The following is a 24,306-nucleotide window of genomic DNA, read 5'->3' as shown; positions in this document are numbered from 1 at the left end:
TACGATGGCGGATAGCAATTTCGACGTAATCGTGATTGGTGCTGGCCCGGGTGGTTATGTAACCGCAATCCGTGCGGCCCAGCTTGGCCTGAAAACGGCTGTTGTTGAACGTGAACATGTTGGCGGTATTTGCCTGAACTGGGGTTGTATCCCGACCAAGGCGCTGCTGCGTTCGGCAGAAGTTTATCGCAACATGCATCACGCAAAGGAATATGGCCTTTCATGTGAAAAGCCGGCCTTTGATCTTGATGCCGTGATCCAGCGGTCGCGCGGTGTGTCCAAGCAGCTTGCCGGTGGTGTTGGCCATTTGCTGAAAAAGAACAAGGTCACCGTGATCAATGGTGAAGCCAAGTTCGACGGCCCGAAAAAGATCGTGGTCGAAGGCAAGGACAAAGGCACCTATACCGCCAAGAATTACATCATCGCGACCGGTGCCCGTGCGCGTGCGCTGCCGGGTCTTGAGGCCGATGGCAAGGTTGTCTGGGATTACAAAAAGGCTATGACGCCTGACAAAATGCCCAAAAGCCTTGTTGTGGTCGGTTCCGGCGCGATCGGGATCGAATTTGCCAGCTTCTATCACACCATGGGTGCGGATGTGACCGTGGTTGAGATCATGCCGCAGATCATGCCGGTCGAGGACAAGGAAGTTGCCGGTCTTGCACAGAAGATGATGAGCAAGGACGGGATGAATATCCTGACCGAAGCCAAGGTCGCCAATCTCAAGCGCAACGCAGATAACGTCGTTGTCACGGTTGAAACCAAGGACGGCAAGAAACAGGAACTCACCGTGGATCGCGTGATTTCCGCAGTTGGCGTCATTGGCAATACCGAGGGTCTTGGTCTTGAAACCACCAAGGTCAAGGTTGATCGCAATGTGATCGGTACGGACGAGTATTCGGCAACTGCAGAACCGGGCATCTATGCCATTGGTGACGTTGCAGGCCCGCCGATGCTGGCACACAAGGCAGAACATGAAGGCGTGATCTGCATTGAAAAGATCGCCGGTGTCAAAGGCGTGCATCCGATTGATCCGCGCAAGATCCCGGGTTGCACCTATTGCCATCCGCAGGTCGCAAGTGTTGGCCTGACCGAGGCCAAAGCCAAAGAGGCTGGCTATGAGGTCAAGGTCGGCAAGTTTCCGTTCATCGGCAATGGCAAGGCGGTTGCGCTTGGCGAGGCCGAAGGTCTGGTCAAAACGGTGTTTGACGCCAAGACCGGTGAATTGCTTGGTGCGCACATGGTCGGTGCCGAAGTGACCGAGCTGATCCAGGGCTTTGTGGTTGCGATGGGTCTGGAAACGACCGAGGAAGATCTGATGCATACGGTCTTCCCGCATCCGACGCTTTCGGAAATGATGCATGAGTCGGTCCTTGACGCCTATGGCCGTGCGATCCACTTCTAAAACATCGGGTTGTACCGGGAACACATGCCCGGTATGACCGTTTAAAACGAATGTCGGTTTGACAAATGCGCGACGTGGCGGCAAATTGCCGCCCGTCCAATCCTTCGGAGGTAACTCTATGTCGACGGCGCCCAGCGAACAGAAACCCGTTCGTCACCCGGAAAAACAGAAACGGCCAGACCGCCCATCGGGGCGCAAACCGTCCTGGATCAGGGTCAAGGCTCCGACCTCCAAGGGCTATCAGGAAACCCGCGAGCTTGCGCGAGGCCTGAACCTTCATACCGTGTGTGAAGAGGCCGCATGCCCGAATATCGGCGAATGCTGGCAGAAAAAACACGCATCCTTCATGATCATGGGCGACACCTGCACGCGGGCCTGTTCGTTCTGCAACGTCAAAACGGGCATGCCAAATGCGCTCGATCCGTTCGAGCCGGAAAATCTGGCGATGGCGGTTGCCGACATGCAGCTCAAGCATGTTGTGATCACGTCTGTTGACCGTGATGATCTGGCCGATGGCGGGGCAGCGCATTTTGCCCGCGTGATTGAAGCGATCCGTCACAAGTCACCAGAAACCACGATTGAAATCCTGACCCCGGACTTCCGTGACAAGCCCGGTGCGGTTGAGATTGTGGCCAAGGCCCGTCCGGACGTGTTCAACCATAACCTCGAAACGGTTCCGCGGCTTTACACCAATATCCGTCCGGGCGCGCGCTATTACCAGTCGCTGCGCATTCTGGACCGTGTCAAACAGATTGATCCGACGATCTTTACCAAATCCGGCCTGATGGTTGGTCTGGGTGAAGAGCGCAAGGAATTGGCGCAGGTGATGGATGATCTGCGTGTGGCAGATGTCGATTTCCTGACGATTGGCCAGTATCTACAGCCGACCCTTAAGCACGAGCCGGTGCACAAGTTTGTCACGCCGGATGAATTTAACGATTATGCATCGATGGCGCGTGGCAAGGGCTTCTTGATGGTATCGGCAACGCCGCTGACGCGGTCGAGCTACCATGCAGACCGTGACTTCGAGCAGCTGCGTGAAGCGCGCGAGAAGAAGCTGGCCGCAGCCGAGGCCGCCAAAGCCAAACAGGCCGTGACCGCGGCACAGTAATCCTTTAACCCGTTTTACCGCAGACCACGACGATCAGGGGAGATGTCGAGTGCCGACGCATGCAGAGCGCAGGAAACTGCCCTATACGCCGGAACAGCTCTTTGATCTCGTCGCGGATATCGATTCCTACTCGGAATTTTTGCCGTGGTGCGTGGCATCACGTGTGCGCAAGCGCGATGGCGATGTGCTCAAGGCGGATCTGGTGATCGGCTTTAAGATGTTTCGCGAGAAATACACATCCAAAGTCACCCTGCAGCGTCCGGATCGGGTGGATGTGGAATATCTGCAGGGACCGTTTAAATATCTGAATAACCATTGGGTGTTTGAAGAGGATGAAGACGGCGGGACCTGGCTTGATTTCTTTGTTGATTTCGAGTTCCGCTCAGCCCTTTTGCAGAAAATGATCGGCGTTGTGTTCAACGAGGCCGTCAAGCTGATGGTGGGCGCCTTTGAAACCCGGGCACGCGAAGTCTACGGCGAGCCGACATTGCCGGACCCGAAAAATCAGGGTTAAGCCAGCCCTGCTTATTTCCGATTTATCCCAGCATTTCTTCGATCAGGGCAAAGGCCTTGAGCACGGTGGCCTTGCGCACGGCATGGCGATCACCGGGAAAGACGATATGCGTCGTGATGGTGTCACGTCCCTTGGCAGCGCAGCCAAACTGAACCAGTCCAACCGGCTTGGTCGCGGTGCCGCCGCCCGGACCGGCAATGCCGGTAACAGAGACGGCAATCGTGGCATTGGGGGCACGGTCCAGCGCCCCTTCGCACATCGCACGCGCAACCGGTTCGGACACGGCGCCAAATTCAGCCAGAAGATCATTGCCAACCCCGATCAGGCTGTGCTTTGCCTCGTTCGAATAGGTGACAAATCCGCAATCGACGACTGAGGAGCTGCCATCAACACCGGTCAGCATGCCGGTGATCAGGCCACCCGTGCAGGATTCCGCAGTAGCGATCATTTCGCCCTTGGCCTTGCAGTGGGTGATCAGGGTGCTTGCAGCGTCAAGAAGATCGGTGTCTGTCATCATCCGGGTCATCCGAGGGTCAGGTGAACAAGGATTGCCAGTGCGATCATGGCAAAGATAGCGGCCAGCACATCATCAAACATGATGCCAAAGCCGCCGCCAACGCGCCGGTCGACCCAGCGAATCGGCCAGGGTTTGAGGACGTCAAATACGCGGAATGCGATGAAGGCGACCAGAAGCCAGACAATATCCATCCAGCCGCCAGCAAGCGGCACGACAAGCAGGCACATCCATTGACCGACCACTTCGTCAATGACGATCTCGCCGGCGTCATGAATGCCGAGCATATGGCTATAAAGATGCGCAACCCAGATCCCGATGGCGAAGATGACGATGCTGCCGACAACGAGCGCCATATCGCCGCCATAGGCCCAGACCAGCCAGCCAAAGGGCAGGGCGGCAAATGAGCCTGCCGTGCCAGGCGCCTTTGGGCTTTTGCCGCTGTAAAACCAGGTGGCGGCAAAGGTGATCAGAAATCTGGAAAACGCCATTTGTCGCAAACGCATATGATGTGAAAGATGGTGATAGGTATCACAGCATAACGGCTTGAGGTGAAAATTTTGCGATTAAGGAGGTGTTAACAGGCTTGCCTGAAGGCCGAGTTACAGGTAGCGTAAAGAAAAGACAAATAGTCTCAGGCGGGGGGCATAGAAACTCTGCATAACCGGACAACCGGGCGTGCATACGAGCAATTAGGGGTTAGACACTGAATATGTCGGCGTTTGAACGCATTCGTCGGTTGGTGGATAAATGGTTTCCGGATCGGCAATTGCTTATCCGGTCAAATGATTCCGTTTACCAGCTTCGGCTAGGAAAATACGCGCAGGTCGCGTTGGCCTCTTTCGGGGCGGCAGCTATCACCTGGACGGTCGGCGTTACAGGTTATAGCTGGTACCTTGACCAGCGCCTTACAATGCGTGAAGAGCAGCTTTTTAGAAGCGAGCTGTCCTATAACCGTCTGATTGCTCGCGTTACCGAAAGCCAACGCCGTTTCGGCGAGATTACCGCCCAAATGGAAGACACCCATCGCAACCTGTTGTCGATGGCTGAAAAGAACCTGCAGCTTCAGGCGCGGGTACAGGAATATAACTCCAAGCTTGCGACCAGCGAGAAGGAAAAAGTCCGGATTTCAGCCCTGCGCACGTCGATGGACAACCAGATGAATGCGCTGCAGGGGCAGATTGACGGGATAACCAACCGCAATCTTGCGCTGCGCGATGAGCTTGAAACCGTTGAAACTGTGATGTCGCGCGTGATGCGCGAACGTGACCAGGCCTTGCAGCGGTCCAAAAAGCTTCAGGGTGAGCTGAGCGACGCCCGCCAACGTATTGCCGATCTGCATTCCATCCAGCAGCAGGCAATGCAGCGTGTGGCTCAGACGGCGGATACCACCATTCTCGAGCTTGAGAATGTTCTGGAGATGACCGGCCTTCAGCCGGAAACCTTTATCCTGCCGCCGATGAAGCCGCAGCAACCCGGCGTTGGTGGTCCGTTCGTGGCCTTTGAGCCCGAACACCCGCAGGACGAAGAATTTGTAAATACGGCAGTGGCACTGAATGATCGTATGGATCACCTCGCCAATCTGCATGACAGGATAAAGAAGACGCCAATCGGGGAACCGGCGGCGAAATACTATCTATCGAGCTCGTTCGGTAAACGAAAAGACCCGATCAATGGTCGCTGGGCTTTTCATTCAGGCATTGACCTTGCCGGACCGCTCAAAACACCGATTTTGGCAACCGCACCAGGTAAAGTGGTGCATGCCGGATGGAGTGGCAAGTACGGGAAAATGGTGGAAATCGACCACGGTAATGGTGTCCACACCCGTTACGGCCACTTGCTTAAGGTCCTCGTAAAGAAGGGCGACGAAGTGCAGTATCAGGACAAAGTAGCGTTAATGGGGAGTACCGGTCGTAGTACCGGAAGTCACGTGCACTACGAAGTTCGGGTCAACAATAAGCCAGTCAATCCCATTAAATTTATTGAGGCGGGACGTTATGTTTTCAAAAGCGAGCAAGACGACACAAACGACGAATAAAAGCAGCAATACGACTGCCGAGAAAAAGGGTGGCCTTTCGGTCATCAATGCCGATCTCCGTGTTACCGGTGATCTGATCTCGGAATCCGATGTGCAGGTAGATGGTTCGGTTAATGGCGATATTCGCACCCGGACACTCACCATCGGCCAGAATGGCGAAGTACGCGGCGAAATCGTTGCCGAAAAAATCCGCATCTGCGGCACCGTTGTTGGTCAGGTCCGGGCGAAAGATGTTTCTCTTTCGGAAACCGCACGCATGATCGGGGATATTCTTCACGAAAGCCTGTCGATCGAACCGGGTGCCCATATCGAAGGCCACTGCCGCCGCATCGAAGGTGCGGAAGAAGGCGGCCTGACGGTTATTCAGGCAGGCCAGGTGGTTGCGGCCAACGTGAAGAAAGAAAACAAATAATCGCTTAAGTGATTTCTTCCTGTTTCGGGATGGCGGGTCCGGCCAGCCCCGAAACCAGATGCAGAATTGAAAAAGGCAGGATCCGGGTTGCGGACCTGCCTTTATTCTTTGGCATATTATGTGCCTTGTCAGGCCTTTTGCGGTTCCCCGACCAGGGGTAGCAATTCATCAAGACCGTTCAGCACCACGTCCGCATCATGCGACAGGCGTTCGGCCGGCGTATGTGCGCGGTTGATCCAGGCGGTGCGGAAACCGAAATGCCCGGCACCGGCAATGTCCCAGCCGTTGGACGACTGGAAGGAAATCTCGGCCGGTTCGACTTCAAGCTTGTCGACAGCGAGCTGATAAACATCCGGATGCGGTTTGTACGTTTTGAGATCATCAACACAAATGATCTGATCAAACAGTGACAGAATTCCTGACGTTTTGGCCGCCGAAATCAGCATGTGTTTGGCGCCGTTGGACAGAATGGCCAGCTTGTGCCCCTGATCCTTAAGCGTTTTCAGCGTTTCAACGACTTCCGGGAAGGTATCAAGCGACAGATAGGTTTCCATCAGCTTGGCCCGCAGGACGGGATCCTTTTTGCCTGTCTGATCGAGTGCGTAATCCAACGCGTCGCCGGTCACCGTCCAGAAATCGGCAAACTCCCCCATCAGGCTGCGCAGCCAGGTATATTCCAGCTGTTTTTGGCGCCAGAGTGCCGAGAGGCGGTCTGCCTCGTCGCCGACGCTGTCGCGCAGCTTGGCGACAGCCGATCCAACATCAAACAGGGTGCCATAGGCATCGAATACAAAAGCACGGCAGGAAGACAGTGCGTTATCGGACATATTGCTGACCTCTTCTGACAAGCAGTATTGATCAAATATGGGGTGTATACCCGCAAGCGCAAATTACGGAACACGCTCCAAACGCTGTGGACCGGTTATTCTGCGTCTTCAGTGTCACTCTGGCCCATTGCGATCTCGTCCCGGGCAAAACGCCGGCGATAGACATAAGTTCCTTCCATCACGCGCTGAACGTAATTTCGGGTCTCGCTATAGGGGATCATTTCGATCCAGTCGACCAGATCAACTTCCGGATCGCGCGGATCACCATATTCGTTGATCCACTGACGCACCCGGGTCGGCCCGGCGTTGTAGCTGGCGATTGTCAGGACTTCCTGACCATCCCAGCGATCCAGCAACCGGCGAACATAGGCACGACCAACCGCGATGTTAAAGGACGGGTCCTCGGTCAGGCGGTCGGTGTCGTAATCGAGTTTGAGTGACTGCGCCAAGCGTTTGGCTGTGGCCGGCATCAACTGCATCAAACCGCGCGCGCCGGCAGACGATATGGCATGCGGGTTAAACAGGCTTTCCTGACGCATGATCGCATGGACCAGTGCCGGATCGGGTGCACGGCCAAGCGGAACCTGTTCATGGATCGGGTAGGCGGCATCAAGATAGCCACTGCCGGTCCGGATGCTGCGTTTCGCGGCAAGGATACCAAGATCGGTGCGACCATATTCACGTGCCAGATCCGTCGCCATAGCGAGGTATTCCGGTTCATCATGTTCATAGACAAGCGCCATGATGAATGGGCGAATGATATTCCCAAGCCCCATTTCGCCAAGCTTGCGTACGACCTGGGTCAGTTCCTGTGTCTCGAACGCAGCGCGTTGTTCGGGGGTTGGGATCGGCTGTTCAACCGAATAGGACGGCTTGCTGCCAAGCTTGTCGATGGCAAGCTGCCCATAAAAGGTGTGGGCGTGATCGGCAGCAATCGTATACCATTCCTTGGCGCGTTTTTCATCGCCAAGCGCCTCATTCGCACGTCCGGCCCAGTAGGAGCCGCGTGCCAGGCTGATCGGGTATTGCACGACATCATAAAGGTTCTGGAAATGGGTCAGCGCAATATCGGCATCGCCGAGGAATTCCAGCGCGATCCAACCGGCATACCATTCGGCTTCGGCAATATCGCCGGCATCAACCTGCCCATGGTTGGCGACAAGGCGATAGGCATCGGTAATATGGCCCTTTTGCAGGGCACGACGCGCCAGAATGGCTTTTTCCAGCCACCAGTATTGCGGGCGGATCGAGATGTAAGCCAGATCATTGGCCTGCGACAGCAAAAGGTCGCGGGCATCCTGATCGCGGTCCTTTTTACGGCGCCAGCGGACACGTTCGTAAATCAGGCCGGGATCATCGCGGTACTTTTCCGGGACGCGATTGATCGCACCATCAACACCGCCACGCATGGCGCGCAGGGCCGCACGGGCTTCTGCCAGGCGACGGTAATCCTCGCTGACATATTTCATCATGCGTGATGCGGTCGTCAGGCGACCTTCCCACAACAGGCGATCAAGGCGCTGTTCGTGGGTTTCCTGATCAATATATTCGCCGTAACGATCCAAAAAACGGCGTTCCTGGCCGCGGCCGAAATTCTCGTTAATCCAGCTGTGACGCACCAAGGCGATGGCAGCCGATTCCTGTCCGGCACCCAGCAACGCCTTGATCTGGCGAGTTGCGCCATCGGCGGTGACCGGTGCGGAACGCTTGAACCATGCCAGAATTTCTTCATCCGGAACGGCATCGGTCATGGCTTCTTCGGCGCGCTGACGCAGCAGCGCCTGACTTGGCCATTTCGGATGGGCGTCAATAAAGGAGGTGATTTCTTCGAAGTTGTGACCGGAATTAGGGGCGGTCAGCAACATCCATTCGGCTGCCTTTTGCAGCAGAGGATCATCAAAATTGGTCAGGAGCTGCTTGAACGTTTCTGTTTTGCCGTCTTCGACAGCGTCCAGAAAGGCGTTCAGACGCGCACGGCTGACAGCAGAATAAAGCGGCGAGGGCGGCTGCGTCTGAAGAACGCTGTCTTCATTCGTCGCGGCCAGCACCTGATAACTACCTGGTATCAGTATCGATACGCCCAGTGCCAATGCGCAGACCGAGATCTTGCGGAAAGACGCTTGCGCCATGTGATGTTCCCCTTGTGCCTTCCGGCAACGAATGCTCTCTCGAGCCGGGCATTATGGCAGCGAAATCGATAAAAGCCAAACAGTCCTGACGGGAATTTTCAGAGCCGATCAAGGATCGCTCGGATTATTGTATACAGTGCTTGCGGGAAACCCCAACAGCGGCTATTTTCGCGACCGCTTTCAATATATCCCGAATTTGGAGATCTCTATGTTTAAGGGTTCAATCACAGCTTTGATCACACCATTCACGCAAGATGGTGCGATTGATGAAAAGGCGTTCCAGTCTTTTGTGGATTGGCAACTTAAACAGGGCACGACTGGTGTTGTGCCAGTCGGAACCACCGGTGAGTCTCCGACGCTCAGCCATGCCGAGCACCATCGCGTTGTCGAACTCGCCCTTGAAGTTGCCAAGGGCCGCGGCCCGGTGATTGCCGGTACCGGTTCAAACTCGACCGCAGAAGCCGTATCGCTGACCCGTCACGCGCAGAATGCCGGTGCGGATGCGGCCCTTGTGGTGACACCGTATTATAATAAGCCGACCCAACGGGGACTGTATGCCCATTACAAGGCCATTCATGACGCGACCGATATCCCGATTGTGATTTACAACATTCCGGGCCGTTCGATCGTCGATATGAATGTCGATACCATGGCGGAACTTGCGAAATTGCCGCGCATTGTTGGTGTAAAAGACGCGACAAGCGATCTCGAACGTCCGGCACTGACCCGTTTGGCAGCAGGTGCTGATTTCTGCCAGCTGTCTGGCGAGGATGGCACGATTGTTCCGTTCCTGGCACAGGGTGGTCATGGCTGCATTTCGGTGACGTCGAACATTGCACCGAAACTGTGTGCGGATTTGCATGCGGCCTGGGCTGCCGGGAACATTTCCAAGGTTCAGGAGTTGAATTATCGACTGATGCCGGTTCACAAGGCGATGTTCTGTGAATCCAGCCCCGGACCGGTGAAATACGCCGCCGAGCTTCTTGGCCTGTGTGGCAGCCATATGCGCCTGCCGATGGTCGAGATTGCCGAAGAAACAAAACGCAAGGTCGAAACCGCGCTTAAAAACGCCGGTATTCTCGGCCATTAAGCGATAACAAGCGTCTTATGGCACCCAAGAAAGAAACAAATAACAACAAGATTGTCGCGCAGAACCGGCGGGCCCGCTTTGACTATTTCCTGACGGAAACGTTTGAAGCTGGCATCGCCCTGCGCGGTACCGAAGTCAAATCGCTCCGGGACGGCAAGGGCAACATTCAAGAGTCCTACGCCGAAGCGAAGAACGGCGAAGTGTGGCTGATCAACGCCTATATTCCCGAATATCAAAGCAAAATGCCGTTCGGCCACGAAGAACGCCGTCCGCGCAAGTTGCTTTTGCATAAACGCGAAATCAGCAAGATGCACGATGCCCTGAACAAGAAGGGTTTTACCCTTGTTCCGGTCAAACTGTATTTCAATGAGCGTGGTATTGCGAAACTTGAACTCGCCATTGCCGAGGGCAAGAAAAAGGCCGACAAGCGCGAGACCGTCAAGGAACGCGATTGGCAGCGCGACAAGGCACGCATCATGCGTGACTTTGGCTGATGGGGATGTTGGTTGCAGGCATGTGACTTGCCCCGTTCTGGCAAAAAGAGATTAAATGGCGCTGGCATGATGAACATGTTGGCGCCATTTTCGTATCGAATGGTAGCGAAGGCATAGAAACAAAGGATTGTCTGGTGACAGAGAGCTTTTCAGGCAAGATCAAGGACAAGCTGATTGCGGCCAAACGCAAATGGGCTGAAGACGGGCGCCTGATGACGGGCGCGCCGGACGTCGCGCGTGAAAACCGACTGCCGCCGGGCCAGCGCCTTGTGACCGACTGGCCGGTGCTTGATTTGGGGATTACCCCGCATGTTACGCCAGAGGACTTTCAGCTTGAGATCAACGGACAGGTGAAAAAGTCAGTCACACTGAGTTTTTCCGAACTGCTTGATTTGCCTCATGTTGCGGCGAAGAACGATATTCACTGTGTGACCAGCTGGTCACGTTATGACAATCACTGGCAAGGGGTGTTGGCAACGACCCTGGCTGAGATGGTTGGTCCGTTACCGGCCGCGCGCCATGTGTTATTCACTGCCCATGACGGCTACACGACCAATGTGCGGATTGAGCAGTTTCTCGATGATGATGTGCTTTTGGCCCATCATTGGGAAGGTGAACCGCTCAGTGAGGAGCATGGTGGGCCACTGCGCGTCGTGATCCCCAAGTTGTATTTCTGGAAGAGTGCCAAATGGGTAGGCAAGATCACCTTTGCGCGCGATGATCGGCCGGGTTTCTGGGAAGAACGTGGATATCACAACAATGCCGACCCGTGGACGGAGGAGCGATATGATTAATCGACAGATTGGAAACTGGCGGCAATTCGTTGTATTCTTTGTTTTTACGGTTCTTGTCGTGAGTTTGTCCTGGAGGGAGACAATGGCATCGGATGATGCGCCATCGGCTTATGATTTTTCTTTCCCGGCGATTGATGCCGGTGAAATCCATCTTTCAGAGTATAACGACAAGGTCGTTCTGCTGGTAAATACCGCCTCGATGTGCGGGTTTACGCCCCAATATACCGGCCTGCAGAAACTGTGGGAAGATTACCGCGATGAAGGTCTTGTGGTGCTTGGCGTGCCATCGGCCGATTTTGGCGGGCAGGAATATAGCGAGGATGCCGATATCCTTGATTTCTGCGAGGTCAATTTTGATGTCGACTTCCCGCTGACATCAAAAACCACGGTCAAGGGCCCGGATGCACATCCGTTTTATAAATGGGCGGAACAGGAATTGGGGGCGGAGAATGCCCCGCAATGGAATTTCCACAAATATCTGATTGGCCGTGACGGCAAGCTTGTTCAAAGCTTTGATAGTCGAACCAAGCCAGAAGACGAGGAAATTGTCAGCGCCATTCGCGTAAGCCTCTAAGTCAGGTGGTAGTTCAGGAAAATTTGACGGGGCGGCGGTTTACCGCCGTCCGTCCATGACATCAAGAAATGCCAATCCGTACTGATCAAGTTTTTTAACGCCGACACCATTGATGGACGCCATGTCTTCAAGGGTGCGGGGCTTGAAACGCACCATTTCCCAAAGGGTCCGGTCGCTAAAGATCACATAGGGCGGGACGTTCTGGCTGGTGGCCAGTTCGCGACGCAAGGTGCGCAAGCGTTCCCAAAGATCGCGGTCTTCTTCATTTTCAAATTCGGTGTCGAAATCGCGCAGGCGTTTGGTCTTGGCGCGCTTGTTTTCGCCGGGATCCTTGCGCATTTCGACGACTTTTTCACCACGCAGAACCGGGCGGGATTCCTCGGTCAGATAGACACCACCATGGCCTTCGACATCGACTTGAAGGTATCCCATTGCAAGCAACTGCCGGAAGACCGAGCGCCACTGTGGCTGAGCAATATCCTTGCCGATAGCATAAACCGACAGTTTGTCATGGCCGTTCTGGCGGATCTTTTCGGTTTTTCGACCCATCAGGACTTCGATCACATGCGCCGGTCCAAACCGTTGGCCCGTGCGATAGACTGCCGACAGTGCCTTGCGCGATGCATCGGTCGCATCCCATGTTTCCACCGGTTCAAGGCAGGTATCGCAATTGCCGCAAGGTTGATGCTGATCTTCCCCAAAATAGGACAGGATGACCTGACGGCGGCATTTTGTGGTTTCCGCCAGCCCGACCAGTGCATCAAGCTTGCGCGATTCAATGCGTTTCTGGGCTTCGGGCGCCTCAGAGCTTGCGACCATGGAGCGGATGGAAACAATGTCAGACAGATCGTAATTCATCCAGGCATTGGCAGGTAGGCCATCACGCCCGGCACGTCCGGTTTCCTGATAATAGGCTTCCATGCTTTTGGGCAGGTTGAGATGGGCGACAAAGCGGACATTGGGTTTGTCGATCCCCATGCCAAAGGCAACGGTTGCACAAATGATCAGGCCATCCTCGCGCAGGAAGCGGTCCTGATGCAGTTGGCGCGTTTCCTGTGTCAGGCCCGCGTGATAGGGCAAGGCCGGACGCCCGTTATCGGAAAGCCATTGCGCGACATCTTCGGTTTTGCGCCGCGACAGGCAATAAACAATGCCGGCATCCTCGGCGTGTTCACGGTTAAGGAACGACAGCAGGCGCTGTTTGGCATTGCCCTTGGTTTCGATGCGATAGGTGATATTCGGGCGATCAAAACCGGTAATGAAGCATTGCGCATCGGTCAGATGCAGGTTTTCGGCAATGTCTTTGCGCGTCGGGGTATCAGCCGTTGCTGTCAGCGCAATGCGCGGCACATGGGCAAAGCGGGTTGGCAGCAGATCAAGGCGGCGATATTCCGGGCGGAAATCATGGCCCCATTGGGATACGCAGTGCGCTTCATCAATGGCAAACAGTGAAATGCTGATCTGATCCAGCAGATTAAGGAAGCGGTCGGAGGCAAAGCGTTCCGGGGCGACGTAAAGAAGATCAATATCGCCATCAACGGCGCGCGTTTCAATTTCGCGCGCAGCATCGGGGGCGAGGGTGGAATTGATAAAGGCAGCCTTCACATCCAGTTGGTTTAGCGCATCAACCTGATCCTTCATCAATGCGATCAGCGGCGACACCACGACGGCGGTGCCCGGACGGCAGAGTGCCGGCACTTGATAGCAAAGCGACTTGCCGCCGCCGGTCGGCATCAGGACAAGTGCATCGTTACCCGCAATGACATGATCAATGATTTCAGCCTGTTGGCCGCGAAAGCTGCCATAGCCGAAGACTTCTTGCAGAACATCAATCGGTTGACGTTGTGCAGGTCGGTCGAGCAGGTCTGACATTGGATCAGGGATAGGCGAAGTATCGGGCAAATTAACCGTCCAGATGTGCGCGGATTCCGGCAAAGACGTTTTCAAACATCTCTGGCGTCAGGCGATAGGTCTGGGTGTTGTAGCGCGAACAGTGATAGCTATCAAACAATGTGATGCCATTTTCCATCTTATGTGACGCGCCATGGCCAAATTTCAGCGATGACAGCTTAAGCCCGAAGGTGCGCAGCATGGCCTGATGGGCCACCTGGCCAAGGCACAGGATGGCTGAAAGGTTTTTCATCGCGTCAAATTCGCTGATCAGGAACGGTCGGCAGGTATTGGCTTCTGGCCCAGTTGGCTTGTTTTCCGGCGGCACACATTTCACCGCATTGGTGATGCGGCAATCAAGCAGTTCCAGACCGTCATCGGGGCGTTTGTTATAGGTGCCCTTGGCAAAGCCGAATTTTTTAAGCGTGTCATAGAGAAGATCACCGGCATAATCGCCGGTAAAGGGGCGGCCGGTGGCATTGGCGCCTTTAAGCCCCGGCGCCAAACCGACAATCAGAAGGCGCGCGTCAAGCGGACCAAAGGGCCGGACAGGCGCATTGTAAAAGTCAGGAAACTTTTCCTGATTTTTGCGGCGGAATTCAACCAGGCGCGGGCAAAGCTGACAATCGATATCGGGTTGCTGATGGGCGGTCATGGCAGGTCTGACTTTTTGCCGGTCACAGTACGGGCTGTGACCGGTGGTGATCAGGGCAGGGTGATGGGCGACGCGGTCAGGTGATCAATCGTAATCGAATTCGTCGAGGTCCGGGTGCTCCGGATGATCATCGATATCGGGATGGCCATCATCGCGGCGTTGCTGAACCTTGCGCGCGATGGTGCCTTCAAGTTCGGTCAGCTCGATAAAGTTATCGGCCTGACGGCGCAATTCATCGGCCACCATCGGCGGGTTGGATTTGACCGTCGAGACAACCGTGACGCGGACACCTTTGCGCTGGATGGCATCAACCAAGCGGCGAAAATCGCCATCACCCGAGAAAATAACAACATGATCAAGATGTTGCGCCATTTCCATGACGTCAATTGCCAACTCGATATCCATGTTGCCCTTGATCTTGCGGCGACCGGTGGCATCGGTGAATTCCTTGGTCGGTTTGGTGACCATGGTGTAGCCGTTATAATCAAGCCAGTCGACCAGCGGTCGGATCGGGGAATATTCCTGATCCTCGATGAGGGCAGTGTAATAGAAGGCGCGGATCAGCTGACCTTTTTGGGAAAACAGCTCGAGAAGGCGTTTGTAATCAATGTCGAAACCAAGGGCGCGGGCGGCGGCATAAAGGTTCGAGCCGTCAATAAACAACCCGATGCGTTCCTGCGGGTAAAAAATCATCGTTAAATTCCTCAAACATCAAATTTAATTATCAGAGTTCCTAAAATCCGGAACTTTTAAAAACAGACCTTCAATCTTTACCGTGGCCCGCGGGACAAAGAAAGGCGAAAATATCGTGGACAGAGTATGATGGCTCCCTTAGATATGCCGTCTTTCCGAACTTGTTTCGCCCATCAGACATCGAACTGAAAGTCTTCTTCGTGCGCAAATCCTTACCGACAGACACCAGCATGATCGCGGATGACGCTATCCTGATTGCTTTCGGTGCAAATTTGCCTACCGAAGAATATGGTGCGCCCGCACAAACTTTGAAAGCCGCGCTCAGCCGTTTGGCTGAAAATGGCGATATTTCGATTGATCTGGTGTCATCGTTTTATGAAACCGCACCGGTGCCGATTTCCGATCAGCCCTGGTATGTGAACGGTGTTGCGCGGATTTCGACCGATCTGTCGGCGCACGACCTTTTGGCGCGGTTGCACGACGTCGAGGCCGAATTTGGCCGTGTCAGGCGCGAACGCAATGCCGCACGGGTAATTGATCTTGATCTGATTGCCTATGGCCGCGAACTGGTGCGCGAGGAGGGCGGTATTCAGGTGCCCCATCCCCGTATGGCCGAGCGCGCATTTGTTTTGTTGCCGTTACGTGATGTGGTGGGCGACTGGGTGCATCCAGTTCTTAAGCGCGATATCGAAGATCTGATTGCCGATCTGCCAGCCGATCAGCAGATTCGCAAACAGGCGGAAAGCTGAAAAAGCATACGAAAACCTGAGCGAAAGAGTGGTTTCGCTGTTGCAACACACGTGATCGGGCGCTATAAAGCTCGGTCTGGACACCCCAAAAGTATTTCTGGAGACATTTATGGCGCGCGTTACCGTCGAAGATTGCGTTGACAAGATTCCGAACCGCTTTGAGCTTGTAATGCTTGCTGCTCAGCGTGCACGCAACATTTCGGCCGGTGCAGAACTGACCATTGATCGTGACAACGACAAAAACCCGGTCGTTGCGCTGCGTGAAATCGCCGAAGTAAAGGTTGATTTCGACGATCTGCGCAATGGCATGGTCCAGGGTCTGCAGCGGCATGTTGAAACCGACGAGCCGGAAGAAGCCGAAGACGATTTCGGTCCGAAACTGGTTGCCGAAGCCGTCGAAGACGCATCCGTTGGCGTTGTTGCTCCGTCGGAAGAAGAATAAGGTCAGACCGGTTTTGATCTGAGCCTTTCCAAAAGAAGAGCCACGGTGTTTATCTTCCGTGGCTTTTTTTTGTCCAGATCGTACTATCTTAAGAATAGGGAACGCAGACTGTTCCCATTGGATAATTGCGGAGACGCCCCTGAATGATGCGCCAATACGAACTTGTTGAACGGGTTAAGGCATATGACCCCGATGCGTGTGAAACCACGCTGAACCGGGCCTATGTCTATGCAACCCAGAAACATGGTTCGCAAAAACGCGCATCCGGTGACCCGTATTTTTCCCATCCGATCGAAGTCGCAGGCATTCTGACGAATTACAAGCTTGATTGTGACACGATCATCACGGCCCTTCTGCACGACACCATCGAAGATACCGATGCGACCCCTGAAGAGATCACCAAGCTTTTCGGGCCCAACATCATGAAGCTGGTCGATGGTGTGACCAAGCTGACCCAGATCGAGCTCAAATCCGCAGACTCCAAGCAGGCGGAGAACTTCCGCAAACTGCTTTTGGCGATGTCTGAAGACATTCGTGTGCTGCTGGTCAAACTGGCCGACCGTCTGCATAACATGCGCACCCTGCATTATATTTCCAAACCGGAAAAGCGGGTGCGGATTGCGGCCGAAACGCTTGAGATTTATGCCCCGCTTGCCGAGCGCATCGGTATGCATGACATCAAGGAAGAGCTTGAAGACCTTGCCTTCCAGCATATCAATCCCGAAGCACGGGATTCGATCTTGGCGCGTCTGGAATTCCTGCGCGAGAAGGACGACAATGTCGTCAGCCGGATTGTGTCCGAGCTGCAAGACGTCGTGTCGCGTCAGGGGCTGAAGGTCGATATTTACGGACGTGAAAAGCGGCCCTATTCGATCTGGCAGAAGATGCAGCGCAAGAACATCACCTTTGGTGAGCTCTCTGACATCATGGCATTCCGCGTTCTGGTCGGTGAAATGCCGGAATGCTACGAGGTTCTTGGCTATCTGCACGCCAATTACAAAGTCGTGCCGGGTCGGTTCAAGGATTATATCTCGACCCCGAAACCCAACGGATATCGTTCGATCCATACCACGGTGCTGGGCCCGGAAAATCACCGGATCGAGGTGCAGATCCGCACCCGCCAGATGCACGAGGTCAACGAAAACGGTGTGGCCGCACACTGGGCCTACAAGCAGGAAGAACCAAGCGGCCCGCAGAAAGAAGGCGTTCAATATCGCTGGCTGCGTGATCTTCTTGATATTCTGGAACATGCGTCAGAACCCGAAGAATTCCTTGAACATACCAAGCTTGCGATGTTCCAGGATCAGGTGTTCTGCTTTAGCCCGAAGGGCGATGTGATTGCGCTTCCGGCGCGCGCGACCCCGGTTGATTTCGCCTATATGATCCATACCCATATCGGGGATACCTGTGTGGGGGCGAAGGTCAACGGCGCGATGGTGCCGCTGCGCACCGTTTTGAATAACGGTGATCAGGTCGAAATCGTTACCTCCAAGGCGCAAACGCCGAATCCGACCTGGGAGCGGTTTGTTGTTACGGGTAAGGCACGGGCGAGAATTCGCCGTTTCATCCGCCAGCAACAGGAAGATCAGTATAAGGACCTTGGCAAGGCAATCTTGCAGAAGGCGTTTCGTCAGGAAGGTTATGACTATTCCGACAAGGCGCTTGAAGGGGTTCTCAAGATCTTCAAGCAGCCCTCGGTCGAGGCGCTTCTGACCCTTGTGGGGGCTGGGCATCATACCGGGCGCGAAGTTGTTCATGCCGTCTTCCCGGGCACCAAGGACAAGGAAACGGCGCGCAAGGTCGTGCCGCTCGATAAGGTCCGGGCGCGCAAGCACGAGCACGCCATCCCGATCAAGGGCCTTATTCCGGGCATGGCCGTGCATTACGCCGGCTGTTGCCATCCGCTGCCGGGTGATCGGATTGTCGGGATTGTTACAACCGGCAAGGGCGTGACAATCCATACGATTGACTGTGATACGCTGGAAACCTTTACCGAGCAGCCTGAACGTTGGCTTGATGTCGGCTGGGATAACGAGGGCGAACCGGAACACTTCATCGGCCGTCTTGGATTGACCGTGGGCCATGAGCAGGGGGCGCTGAGTTCGATCACCAGCGTGATTGCCAAGAACCATGGCAATATCACAAATCTGCGCTTTACCAACCGCACGACCGACTTCTTTGAGATGCTTATTGATATTGATGTTGTCGATGTCAAACATCTGACCAACATCATTGCTGCCCTGCGTGCGACCCCGGTCGTTAATGCGGTTGAGCGGGCGCGCGGCTAAGGGTGGACTTAAGCGCGGACTGTAAACGCCTTCACCTTTTAGGTTAATTTGGCGCAAAACCCTTGCCATTCGCGCGGTCAGCACTTACCCATATGCTTCAAGAATTTATAGCGTTTCCTGATTTGATCCAGAACTGACCCCGCATGTTTCGGCGCCGCATCAAACCTTCATCCTTCCAGCGTGTACGCAACGTGGTTTGGCCACGGGGTGGCTGGCGCCGCTCGTCGCAATATTTTGCCCATCGGGTCGCACGGTTGCCGGGATCGCCCTATAGCATCGCATCAGGCTTTGCCATCGGGGCGGCGGTTTCGTTTTCGCCGTTTATCGGGTTCCACTTTGTCATTTCAACACTGCTGAGCTTGCTGACGCGCAGTAACGTTGTTGCCTCCCTTTTGGGGACGGTGGTGGGCAATCCCTGGACATTTCCGTTTATCTGGCTGTGGCTTTATACCTGTGGCAACTGGATCCTTGGCGCACATTCAAGCAGTTCAGCGGTACATTTTGATATGGCCGTGCTGTGGGAATTCGTCGTGCTTGGCCTGAATTACGTGGGCGGCGGGCTGATTTTCGGCAATTGGGATGTCGCAGACCACGAGGCGCTTGCCCAGCTGTGGGCCAGTATTGTTGATATCATCTGGCCGATGGTGGTGGGCTGTATCCCGACAACCATCGTCGTCTGGATGCTGTTTTATTTCCCGATCAAACGCGCAGTGGTGATTTATCGCCATAACCGCATCTTGCGCCGGATGAAAAAGACCGATCGCCATGGTCTGGGCCCGATGCTCGTACATGCCAAGGAAAAAATCGGGTCCGCTGCCAAGCACGCCACCAAAAAGCAGGATGAAACATCATGAGTTCGAAGCTCCGTCTCGGGGTCAATATTGACCATGTTGCGACCATTCGAAACGCGCGCGGCGGGGATATGCCCGATCCGGTGCGCGCCGCAGCCCTCGCCAAGGCAGCTGGTGCCGATGGTATCACCGCCCATTTGCGCGAAGATCGCCGCCATATCCGCGATAAGGACATGAAAAGGCTGCGCGAAGAGGTTGATCTGCCATTGAATTTCGAGATGGCAGCCACCGATGAGATGCTGTCGATCGCGCTTGAGACCAAGCCGCATGCGGTTTGTCTTGTGCCGGAAAAGCGTGAAGAACGCACGACCGAAGGCGGACTTGATGTCGCGGGTGGTCATAATCACTTGAAGCCCTTTGTCTCCGAGCTGGTTGAGGCGGGCATTCGTGTCTCGTTGTTTATCGAAGCATCCGAAGCACAGCTTGATGCCGCCAAAAGCCTTGGTGCGCCGGTGGTGGAAATCCATACCGGGGCCTATTGCGATGCCGAGACCGCCGAGGAACGCGCGCGCGAACTGGACCGTATTCGCCATGCTGTGCAATATGGGGCAGGGATCGGACTTGAAGTGCATGCCGGACATGGTTTGAACTTTGAAACCGTCCAGCCGATTGCCGCCATGCCCGAGATTGCCGAACTTAACATCGGCCACTTCCTGATCGGCGAGGCGGTGTTTGTCGGCCTGGAAGCGGCGATCGCGGAAATGCGCCGTTTGATGGATGAAGCACGCACGCAAGCAGGTTATGCGTAAATGATCATTGGGATTGGCACGGATTTATGCGATATCCGTCGGATAGAAGCGACCCTTGAACGCCATGGTGAGCGTTTCATGAAGCGCGTCTATACCGATATCGAGATTGCGCGTGCCACACGCAAGCCACATCGTACCGCGTCTTCGCTGGCCATGGCATTTGCCGCCAAGGAGGCCTGTTCGAAGGCATTGGGGACCGGATTTCGGCGCGGTGTTTATCACAACACCATGGGTGTGGTACATCAGCCCAGCGGCAAGCCGGACATGGTGTTGATTGACGGCGCGCTGGAAAGACTTAAAGAATTGACCCCGGACGGGAAAACTGCCTCTGTGTATGTGACCCTGACGGACGAATATCCGCTAGCCAATGCGGTCGTGGTGATTTCGGCAGATTGACAAAAAAAATGATTGGTTGAACACGGAATGGAAAAGCTTGTGCATAAGAAGAAAACGGGTGGTTTGCTCGACACCTTGAAAACCGTTTTCTGGGCCATTGTCATTGCACTTATGGTTCGGACCTTTGCTTTTGAACCGTTCAATATTCCGTCTGGCTCCATGATCCCGACCTTGCTGGTGGGCGATTACCTGTTCGTGTCGAAATTCTCGTATGGGTATTCGAAGCACAGCATGCCGTTCAGCCTGCCGATCATTCCGGGCCGCGTATTTGAAAGCGAGCCGGAGCGTGGTGATGTTGTGGTCTTCAAACTGCCGTCCGATACGTCGCAGGATTACATCAAACGTGTGATCGGCCTGCCGGGCGATACGGTCCAGGTCAAGGAAGGCCGTCTTTACATCAACAACAAGATGACCGAGCGCGAACGCATCGAGGATTACATCCTGACCGATGGTGGCGGGCGTTCAGCAGCCGTGCCGCAATATATTGAAACCCTGCCGAATGGCCGCGTACACCGCATCCTCGAAATGTTTGGCGATCAGGGGCCGAGTGACAATACCGAGGCCTTTACCGTGCCCGAAGGTCACTTCTTCATGATGGGCGATAACCGGGATAATTCGGCCGATAGTCGTGCCTTCCCGTCGCGGTTCCGGTTCGTTCCGATTGAAAACCTGGTCGGGCGTGCAGAATTCCTATTCTATTCCAAGGACAGCTCCCAGCCGGTTTATGACCTTGGCAGCATCCGCTTTGATCGCCTGTTTCAGGGGGTTAACTGATGAGCGACGGCTTGCCGGTGATCGCCGAGATTGATCACGGTTTTTCCGACCCGGACCTTCTGCGTGTGGCCTTGACCCATCGCAGTGCGGCCAAGGGAAAGGATATGCTGAGCGGCGGCAACGAGCGCCTTGAGTTCCTTGGCGACCGGGTGCTGGGTCTTGTCGTGGCCGAAATGCTTTACACCCGTTTCGGGCGTGAACGCGAAGGGGCGATGGCCAAGCGGTTTGTCGCACTTGTTCGCCGCGAGACCCTTGCGCGTGTGGCCGAACAGATCAAATTGGGTGAGCATATCCAGATGGCCAAGGGCGAACGTGCCGCAGGTGCGGACACCAATCCGGCGATTTTATCTGATTGCATGGAGGCGGTGATTGCCGCACTCTATCTGGATGGCGGGCTTGAGCCGGCACGGCGGTTTATTGAAAAGCTGTGGACGCCGCTTCTTGATGAAGCCAACAAGCCGCCACAGGATGCCAAGACGCAGCTTCAGGAATGGCTGCAAGGGCGGGGCAAGCCGCTGCCGAAATATGAGATGGTCGGGCGTGAAGGCCCGGCCCACGCGCCGGTATTTACCATCGAACTGACCACCGGAGACGGTGAAAGTGTCAGTGCGGAAGGCAAATCGAAACGCGAGGCGGAGCAACTCGCCGCCAAATTGATGTTGGAAAAACTTAGTGATGAATGAGGTTCCCGAACCGGTGGCCGAAGACAGATTACCTTATCAGCAGCGTTGCGGCTTTGTGGCCCTCGTTGGTGCACCGAATGCTGGCAAATCAACGCTTTTGAACCAGCTGGTCGGCACGAAAGTGTCGATTGTCTCGCCAAAGGTCCAGACGACCCGTACCCGCGTACGTGGCATCGTCATGACCGAAGATGCGCAGATTGTTTTCATTGATACCCCGGGTATTTTCGCCCCCAAACGCCGCCTTGACCGGGCAATGGTCAAGGCCGCCTGGAATGGTGCGGATGATGCGGATCTTGTTGTTCTGGTGATTGATGCCGGAAGTGGTGTCACCGATGAAGACCTTGCCATCATCAATCAGCTTAAAGATCAGAACCGCAAGGCGATCCTGGCACTTAACAAGGTCGACAAGGTTTCGGACAAGGAAAAGCTTCTGCGCCTGTCGCAAGACCTGTTTGCGCATGATGTGTTTACCGATGTCTTCATGATTTCGGCCAAGAAGGGGGCAGGAACCCAGGATCTGGTGAACTTCCTTGCCGCGAAGATGCCTGACGGTCCGTGGATGTTCCCGGAAGACGATGTTTCGGACATGCCGTTGCGACTGCTTGCGGCCGAAATCACCCGCGAGAAGCTTTATTACCAGCTTCAGCAGGAGCTTCCCTATTCGGCAACAGTCGAGACGGAGCTTTGGGAAGAACGCAAGGACGGGTCGGTCAAGCTTGAGCAGACGATCTTTGTCGAGCGTGAAGGCCAGAAGGCAATCATTCTTGGCAAAGGTGGTAAACGTATCAAGGCGTTGGGCAGTGATGCGCGCAAGGAACTTGAAGCTATTTTCGAGCGCCGTGTGCATCTGTTCCTGTTTGTGAAGGTACGCGAAAACTGGGGTGATGATCCCAATCGCTTTGCCATGTGGGGCCTTGATCACAACGCGTAAGCATGTGATTGGCCGCATATCGACTGACCATAAAGTGCCGGGTAGGTAATGGAAATCGGATCCGTCTGGGGAATTGTCATGATCGTTGTCGGCGCTGCTGCCGCAATGATTGTCGCGCGTGTTGCCAGACGGCCGTTTCGCAACCGCAGTTCCAGCACATCCGTGCAACGTGAAAAATCGTTCCTGCACAAACCGCTCAATCTGGTTGCGCTATTGGTCGCAATTGCCGTGTTCGTGCTGGGCCTGTTCTGGCGCATGACGGGTGGAGGCCCCGGCTGATGAGAAATAATTCGGAAGACCCGCTAACAGACGCCATCGACGAGATCCCGAACCGTCCGATCCTGCGCAAGGTGGTCTTTGGGCTTGCCCTGTTCAGTTTGGCGTCGTGCCTGCTTGGGTTCTTTTTCCTTGTCACCCGCCTGATCATGCCCAGCGGATTTTTCTAATGGATTGGCGGGACGACGGCATCGTTCTTTCAACGCGTAAACTGGGCGAAAACTCAGTCCGTCTTTCTGTCTTGACCCGCGATTATGGCCGCCATGCCGGTCTGGTGCGCGGTGCGACCAGCAAATCCATGCGCGGGACGCTTGAGCCCGGAAATGAAATCGGGGTGGGGTGGTCCGCCCGACTGGCCGAACATCTGGGGCAGTTTCGCTGTGAGCTGACCGGCGCACATGCCGCAGACCTTTTATTGCAAGCCGGGCCATTAATGGCGATGAGTTCGGCTTGTGCTATGCTTGATGCGACCTTGCCGGAACGCGAAGCCCATCCCGATCTTTATCACGGCACCGTTGCGCTGATGAGCGCCCTTAAATCCGAGCAGTGGCTTCCGGCCTATATCCGCTGGGAAGTCGGCTTGCTCGAAGAGCTTGGTTATGGCCTTGCGCTTGATCGGTGTGCGGCGACGGATGAAACCGAAAATCTTGCCTATGTATCACCCAAAAGCGGGCGTGCTGTGGGGGAGGTATCCGGGAATGCCTATCGGGATCGGTTGTTGCCCTTGCCAGCCTTTCTGGCAGGCGGGCGGGCGGCATCTTCGCGTCGGGAAATGTCGCTCGGGGAGCAGTTTCGTGATGGTTTGAAACTGACCGGGTTTTTCATTCACCGCGATATTTTCGAGGCAAAAGGCATCAAACCCGTGGCGGCGCGTGATCGGCTTGTCAGTTATGTCTGGCGCACAGATCTTGGCGAAGAAAAATAAATTCGGCAAATTGTGCGCCATATGTTGACCAAGCCCATGCCCGGCGTAGTATGTTGCCAATAACGTAAGGTGTTCGGTTTCGAACGCACTTGCACATGTCCATTT

At 55.0% G+C, this 24,306-nt stretch carries 28 protein-coding genes; 21 read left to right on the top strand and 7 right to left on the bottom strand.

Going from position 1 to position 24,306, the window contains the following annotated elements; all coding sequences use genetic code 11:
• Nucleotides 1–4: 4 nt before the first annotated feature.
• The 3 genes from lpdA to ACXAIA_RS08435 all read left to right on the top strand — a co-directional run bounded on the left by lpdA (nucleotide 5) and on the right by ACXAIA_RS08435 (nucleotide 3,027).
• Nucleotides 5–1,402: a dihydrolipoyl dehydrogenase gene (lpdA, locus tag ACXAIA_RS08445; protein WP_475348946.1), complete on the top strand. Its 1,398-nt coding sequence runs from the start codon at nucleotides 5–7 to the stop codon at nucleotides 1,400–1,402.
• 118 nt (nucleotides 1,403–1,520) lie between these two features.
• Nucleotides 1,521–2,513 (top strand): lipoyl synthase, encoded by a 993-nt coding sequence (gene lipA, locus ACXAIA_RS08440; RefSeq protein ID WP_475348945.1) that lies wholly within the window; start codon nucleotides 1,521–1,523, stop codon nucleotides 2,511–2,513.
• A 49-nt stretch (nucleotides 2,514–2,562) separates the two neighbouring features.
• The gene (locus tag ACXAIA_RS08435) at nucleotides 2,563–3,027 is read left to right on the top strand and encodes a type II toxin-antitoxin system RatA family toxin (RefSeq protein WP_475345879.1); all 465 of its coding nucleotides are present in this window, start codon (nucleotides 2,563–2,565) and stop codon (nucleotides 3,025–3,027) included.
• Between the two features lie 22 nt (nucleotides 3,028–3,049).
• Here the strand turns inward: ACXAIA_RS08435 and ACXAIA_RS08430 are convergent, their stop codons facing one another.
• Both ACXAIA_RS08430 and ACXAIA_RS08425 read right to left on the bottom strand, forming a co-directional pair.
• Nucleotides 3,050–3,544, bottom strand: a complete 495-nt coding sequence (locus tag ACXAIA_RS08430) for a CinA family protein (RefSeq protein WP_475348944.1) — start codon at nucleotides 3,542–3,544, stop codon at nucleotides 3,050–3,052.
• A gap of 5 nt (nucleotides 3,545–3,549) precedes the next feature.
• The gene (locus ACXAIA_RS08425) at nucleotides 3,550–4,032 is read right to left on the bottom strand and encodes a phosphatidylglycerophosphatase A family protein (protein ID WP_475348943.1); all 483 of its coding nucleotides are present in this window, start codon (nucleotides 4,030–4,032) and stop codon (nucleotides 3,550–3,552) included.
• A 221-nt stretch (nucleotides 4,033–4,253) separates the two neighbouring features.
• On the opposite strand from ACXAIA_RS08425, the gene ACXAIA_RS08420 reads away from it, so the two are divergent.
• A complete protein-coding gene (locus ACXAIA_RS08420; protein ID WP_475348942.1) occupies nucleotides 4,254–5,579 on the top strand; it encodes a peptidoglycan DD-metalloendopeptidase family protein in 1,326 nt (441 codons plus the stop codon).
• On the top strand, nucleotides 5,539–5,991 hold the full coding sequence (locus tag ACXAIA_RS08415; RefSeq protein WP_475348941.1) for a bactofilin family protein: 453 nt from the start codon (nucleotides 5,539–5,541) through the stop codon (nucleotides 5,989–5,991). Before ACXAIA_RS08420 ends, ACXAIA_RS08415 begins: the two co-directional genes overlap by 41 nt.
• A 128-nt stretch (nucleotides 5,992–6,119) precedes the next feature.
• Here ACXAIA_RS08415 and ACXAIA_RS08410 read toward each other — a convergent pair whose 3' ends face one another.
• Both ACXAIA_RS08410 and ACXAIA_RS08405 read right to left on the bottom strand, forming a co-directional pair.
• Nucleotides 6,120–6,818: a haloacid dehalogenase type II gene (locus ACXAIA_RS08410; protein ID WP_475348940.1), complete on the bottom strand. Its 699-nt coding sequence runs from the start codon at nucleotides 6,816–6,818 to the stop codon at nucleotides 6,120–6,122.
• A 95-nt stretch (nucleotides 6,819–6,913) separates the two neighbouring features.
• Nucleotides 6,914–8,947 carry a lytic transglycosylase domain-containing protein gene (locus tag ACXAIA_RS08405; protein ID WP_475348939.1) on the bottom strand — a complete coding sequence of 678 codons (2,034 nt, stop codon included), beginning with the start codon at nucleotides 8,945–8,947 and terminating at the stop codon, nucleotides 6,914–6,916.
• A gap of 208 nt (nucleotides 8,948–9,155) precedes the next feature.
• Between ACXAIA_RS08405 and dapA the strand changes: the two genes are divergently transcribed.
• The 4 genes from dapA to ACXAIA_RS08385 all read left to right on the top strand — a co-directional run bounded on the left by dapA (nucleotide 9,156) and on the right by ACXAIA_RS08385 (nucleotide 11,899).
• Complete coding sequence (dapA, locus tag ACXAIA_RS08400; protein WP_475348938.1) at nucleotides 9,156–10,037, top strand: 4-hydroxy-tetrahydrodipicolinate synthase; 882 nt, start codon at nucleotides 9,156–9,158, stop codon at nucleotides 10,035–10,037.
• A 17-nt stretch (nucleotides 10,038–10,054) separates the two neighbouring features.
• On the top strand, nucleotides 10,055–10,531 hold the full coding sequence (gene smpB / locus ACXAIA_RS08395) for an SsrA-binding protein SmpB (RefSeq protein ID WP_475348937.1): 477 nt from the start codon (nucleotides 10,055–10,057) through the stop codon (nucleotides 10,529–10,531).
• Between the two features lie 134 nt (nucleotides 10,532–10,665).
• Nucleotides 10,666–11,325 (top strand): sulfite oxidase-like oxidoreductase, encoded by a 660-nt coding sequence (locus ACXAIA_RS08390; protein WP_475348936.1) that lies wholly within the window; start codon nucleotides 10,666–10,668, stop codon nucleotides 11,323–11,325.
• 82 nt (nucleotides 11,326–11,407) lie between these two features.
• Entirely contained in the window at nucleotides 11,408–11,899 is a 492-nt protein-coding gene (locus ACXAIA_RS08385) for a glutathione peroxidase (RefSeq protein WP_475348935.1), read from the top strand.
• Nucleotides 11,900–11,938: 39 nt separating this feature from the next.
• On the opposite strand, the gene recQ is transcribed toward ACXAIA_RS08385, so the two are convergent.
• From recQ to ACXAIA_RS08370, 3 genes are all read right to left on the bottom strand, one after another.
• The gene (gene recQ / locus ACXAIA_RS08380) at nucleotides 11,939–13,771 is read right to left on the bottom strand and encodes a DNA helicase RecQ (RefSeq protein ID WP_475348934.1); all 1,833 of its coding nucleotides are present in this window, start codon (nucleotides 13,769–13,771) and stop codon (nucleotides 11,939–11,941) included.
• Nucleotides 13,772–13,802: 31 nt separating this feature from the next.
• Nucleotides 13,803–14,444 (bottom strand): uracil-DNA glycosylase, encoded by a 642-nt coding sequence (locus tag ACXAIA_RS08375; RefSeq protein ID WP_475348933.1) that lies wholly within the window; start codon nucleotides 14,442–14,444, stop codon nucleotides 13,803–13,805.
• Nucleotides 14,445–14,528: 84 nt separating this feature from the next.
• A complete protein-coding gene (locus ACXAIA_RS08370; RefSeq protein ID WP_475345892.1) occupies nucleotides 14,529–15,137 on the bottom strand; it encodes a LabA-like NYN domain-containing protein in 609 nt (202 codons plus the stop codon).
• A gap of 230 nt (nucleotides 15,138–15,367) precedes the next feature.
• Here ACXAIA_RS08370 and folK point away from each other — a divergent pair, with 230 nt between their 5' ends.
• The 12 genes from folK to recO all read left to right on the top strand — a co-directional run bounded on the left by folK (nucleotide 15,368) and on the right by recO (nucleotide 24,201).
• Nucleotides 15,368–15,886: a 2-amino-4-hydroxy-6-hydroxymethyldihydropteridine diphosphokinase gene (gene folK / locus ACXAIA_RS08365; protein WP_475348932.1), complete on the top strand. Its 519-nt coding sequence runs from the start codon at nucleotides 15,368–15,370 to the stop codon at nucleotides 15,884–15,886.
• 109 nt (nucleotides 15,887–15,995) lie between these two features.
• The gene (rpoZ, locus tag ACXAIA_RS08360) at nucleotides 15,996–16,328 is read left to right on the top strand and encodes a DNA-directed RNA polymerase subunit omega (protein ID WP_167718026.1); all 333 of its coding nucleotides are present in this window, start codon (nucleotides 15,996–15,998) and stop codon (nucleotides 16,326–16,328) included.
• Between the two features lie 143 nt (nucleotides 16,329–16,471).
• Nucleotides 16,472–18,616: a RelA/SpoT family protein gene (locus ACXAIA_RS08355; RefSeq protein ID WP_475348931.1), complete on the top strand. Its 2,145-nt coding sequence runs from the start codon at nucleotides 16,472–16,474 to the stop codon at nucleotides 18,614–18,616.
• A 143-nt stretch (nucleotides 18,617–18,759) separates the two neighbouring features.
• The gene (locus tag ACXAIA_RS08350; RefSeq protein ID WP_475348930.1) at nucleotides 18,760–19,470 is read left to right on the top strand and encodes a DUF2062 domain-containing protein; all 711 of its coding nucleotides are present in this window, start codon (nucleotides 18,760–18,762) and stop codon (nucleotides 19,468–19,470) included.
• Nucleotides 19,467–20,216, top strand: coding sequence for a pyridoxine 5'-phosphate synthase (locus ACXAIA_RS08345; RefSeq protein WP_475348929.1), 750 nt, complete (start codon nucleotides 19,467–19,469; stop codon nucleotides 20,214–20,216). The genes ACXAIA_RS08350 and ACXAIA_RS08345 overlap by 4 nt, the downstream gene beginning before the upstream one ends.
• Nucleotides 20,217–20,612, top strand: coding sequence for a holo-ACP synthase (gene acpS / locus ACXAIA_RS08340; RefSeq protein WP_475345897.1), 396 nt, complete (start codon nucleotides 20,217–20,219; stop codon nucleotides 20,610–20,612). It abuts the gene before it with no gap.
• A 27-nt stretch (nucleotides 20,613–20,639) separates the two neighbouring features.
• Nucleotides 20,640–21,386: a signal peptidase I gene (gene lepB / locus ACXAIA_RS08335; protein ID WP_475345898.1), complete on the top strand. Its 747-nt coding sequence runs from the start codon at nucleotides 20,640–20,642 to the stop codon at nucleotides 21,384–21,386.
• A complete protein-coding gene (gene rnc, locus ACXAIA_RS08330) occupies nucleotides 21,386–22,069 on the top strand; it encodes a ribonuclease III (RefSeq protein WP_062954790.1) in 684 nt (227 codons plus the stop codon). Before lepB ends, rnc begins: the two co-directional genes overlap by 1 nt.
• Nucleotides 22,062–23,000 (top strand): GTPase Era, encoded by a 939-nt coding sequence (gene era / locus ACXAIA_RS08325; RefSeq protein ID WP_475345900.1) that lies wholly within the window; start codon nucleotides 22,062–22,064, stop codon nucleotides 22,998–23,000. Before rnc ends, era begins: the two co-directional genes overlap by 8 nt.
• Nucleotides 23,001–23,048: 48 nt before the next feature.
• On the top strand, nucleotides 23,049–23,279 hold the full coding sequence (locus tag ACXAIA_RS08320; RefSeq protein ID WP_475345901.1) for a hypothetical protein: 231 nt from the start codon (nucleotides 23,049–23,051) through the stop codon (nucleotides 23,277–23,279).
• Complete coding sequence (locus ACXAIA_RS08315) at nucleotides 23,279–23,446, top strand: hypothetical protein (protein WP_475348928.1); 168 nt, start codon at nucleotides 23,279–23,281, stop codon at nucleotides 23,444–23,446. Before ACXAIA_RS08320 ends, ACXAIA_RS08315 begins: the two co-directional genes overlap by 1 nt.
• Complete coding sequence (recO, locus tag ACXAIA_RS08310; protein WP_475348927.1) at nucleotides 23,446–24,201, top strand: DNA repair protein RecO; 756 nt, start codon at nucleotides 23,446–23,448, stop codon at nucleotides 24,199–24,201. The genes ACXAIA_RS08315 and recO overlap by 1 nt, the downstream gene beginning before the upstream one ends.
• Nucleotides 24,202–24,306 lie beyond the last annotated feature (105 nt).

It is taken from the genome of Thalassospira sp. ABL2_045 (genome assembly GCF_056161285.1).
The sequence above is the reverse complement of the archived record's forward strand: the minus strand, read 5'-3'. Positions and strand labels throughout refer to the sequence as shown.

Coding starts and splice junctions, on each gene's coding strand:
- lpdA (WP_475348946.1), top strand. CDS start 5: ATGGCGGATAGCAATTTCGACGTAATCGTGATTGGTGCTGGCCCGGGT.
- lipA (WP_475348945.1), top strand. CDS start 1,521: ATGTCGACGGCGCCCAGCGAACAGAAACCCGTTCGTCACCCGGAAAAA.
- ACXAIA_RS08430 (WP_475348944.1), bottom strand. CDS start 3,544: ATGATGACAGACACCGATCTTCTTGACGCTGCAAGCACCCTGATCACC.
- ACXAIA_RS08425 (WP_475348943.1), bottom strand. CDS start 4,032: ATGGCGTTTTCCAGATTTCTGATCACCTTTGCCGCCACCTGGTTTTAC.
- ACXAIA_RS08420 (WP_475348942.1), top strand. CDS start 4,254: ATGTCGGCGTTTGAACGCATTCGTCGGTTGGTGGATAAATGGTTTCCG.
- ACXAIA_RS08415 (WP_475348941.1), top strand. CDS start 5,539: ATGTTTTCAAAAGCGAGCAAGACGACACAAACGACGAATAAAAGCAGC.
- ACXAIA_RS08410 (WP_475348940.1), bottom strand. CDS start 6,818: ATGTCCGATAACGCACTGTCTTCCTGCCGTGCTTTTGTATTCGATGCC.
- ACXAIA_RS08405 (WP_475348939.1), bottom strand. CDS start 8,947: ATGGCGCAAGCGTCTTTCCGCAAGATCTCGGTCTGCGCATTGGCACTG.
- dapA (WP_475348938.1), top strand. CDS start 9,156: ATGTTTAAGGGTTCAATCACAGCTTTGATCACACCATTCACGCAAGAT.
- smpB (WP_475348937.1), top strand. CDS start 10,055: ATGGCACCCAAGAAAGAAACAAATAACAACAAGATTGTCGCGCAGAAC.
- ACXAIA_RS08385 (WP_475348935.1), top strand. CDS start 11,408: ATGGCATCGGATGATGCGCCATCGGCTTATGATTTTTCTTTCCCGGCG.
- recQ (WP_475348934.1), bottom strand. CDS start 13,771: ATGTCAGACCTGCTCGACCGACCTGCACAACGTCAACCGATTGATGTT.
- ACXAIA_RS08375 (WP_475348933.1), bottom strand. CDS start 14,444: ATGACCGCCCATCAGCAACCCGATATCGATTGTCAGCTTTGCCCGCGC.
- ACXAIA_RS08370 (WP_475345892.1), bottom strand. CDS start 15,137: ATGATTTTTTACCCGCAGGAACGCATCGGGTTGTTTATTGACGGCTCG.
- folK (WP_475348932.1), top strand. CDS start 15,368: ATGATCGCGGATGACGCTATCCTGATTGCTTTCGGTGCAAATTTGCCT.
- rpoZ (WP_167718026.1), top strand. CDS start 15,996: ATGGCGCGCGTTACCGTCGAAGATTGCGTTGACAAGATTCCGAACCGC.
- ACXAIA_RS08355 (WP_475348931.1), top strand. CDS start 16,472: ATGATGCGCCAATACGAACTTGTTGAACGGGTTAAGGCATATGACCCC.
- ACXAIA_RS08350 (WP_475348930.1), top strand. CDS start 18,760: ATGTTTCGGCGCCGCATCAAACCTTCATCCTTCCAGCGTGTACGCAAC.
- ACXAIA_RS08345 (WP_475348929.1), top strand. CDS start 19,467: ATGAGTTCGAAGCTCCGTCTCGGGGTCAATATTGACCATGTTGCGACC.
- acpS (WP_475345897.1), top strand. CDS start 20,217: ATGATCATTGGGATTGGCACGGATTTATGCGATATCCGTCGGATAGAA.
- lepB (WP_475345898.1), top strand. CDS start 20,640: ATGGAAAAGCTTGTGCATAAGAAGAAAACGGGTGGTTTGCTCGACACC.
- rnc (WP_062954790.1), top strand. CDS start 21,386: ATGAGCGACGGCTTGCCGGTGATCGCCGAGATTGATCACGGTTTTTCC.
- era (WP_475345900.1), top strand. CDS start 22,062: ATGAATGAGGTTCCCGAACCGGTGGCCGAAGACAGATTACCTTATCAG.
- ACXAIA_RS08320 (WP_475345901.1), top strand. CDS start 23,049: ATGGAAATCGGATCCGTCTGGGGAATTGTCATGATCGTTGTCGGCGCT.
- ACXAIA_RS08315 (WP_475348928.1), top strand. CDS start 23,279: ATGAGAAATAATTCGGAAGACCCGCTAACAGACGCCATCGACGAGATC.
- recO (WP_475348927.1), top strand. CDS start 23,446: ATGGATTGGCGGGACGACGGCATCGTTCTTTCAACGCGTAAACTGGGC.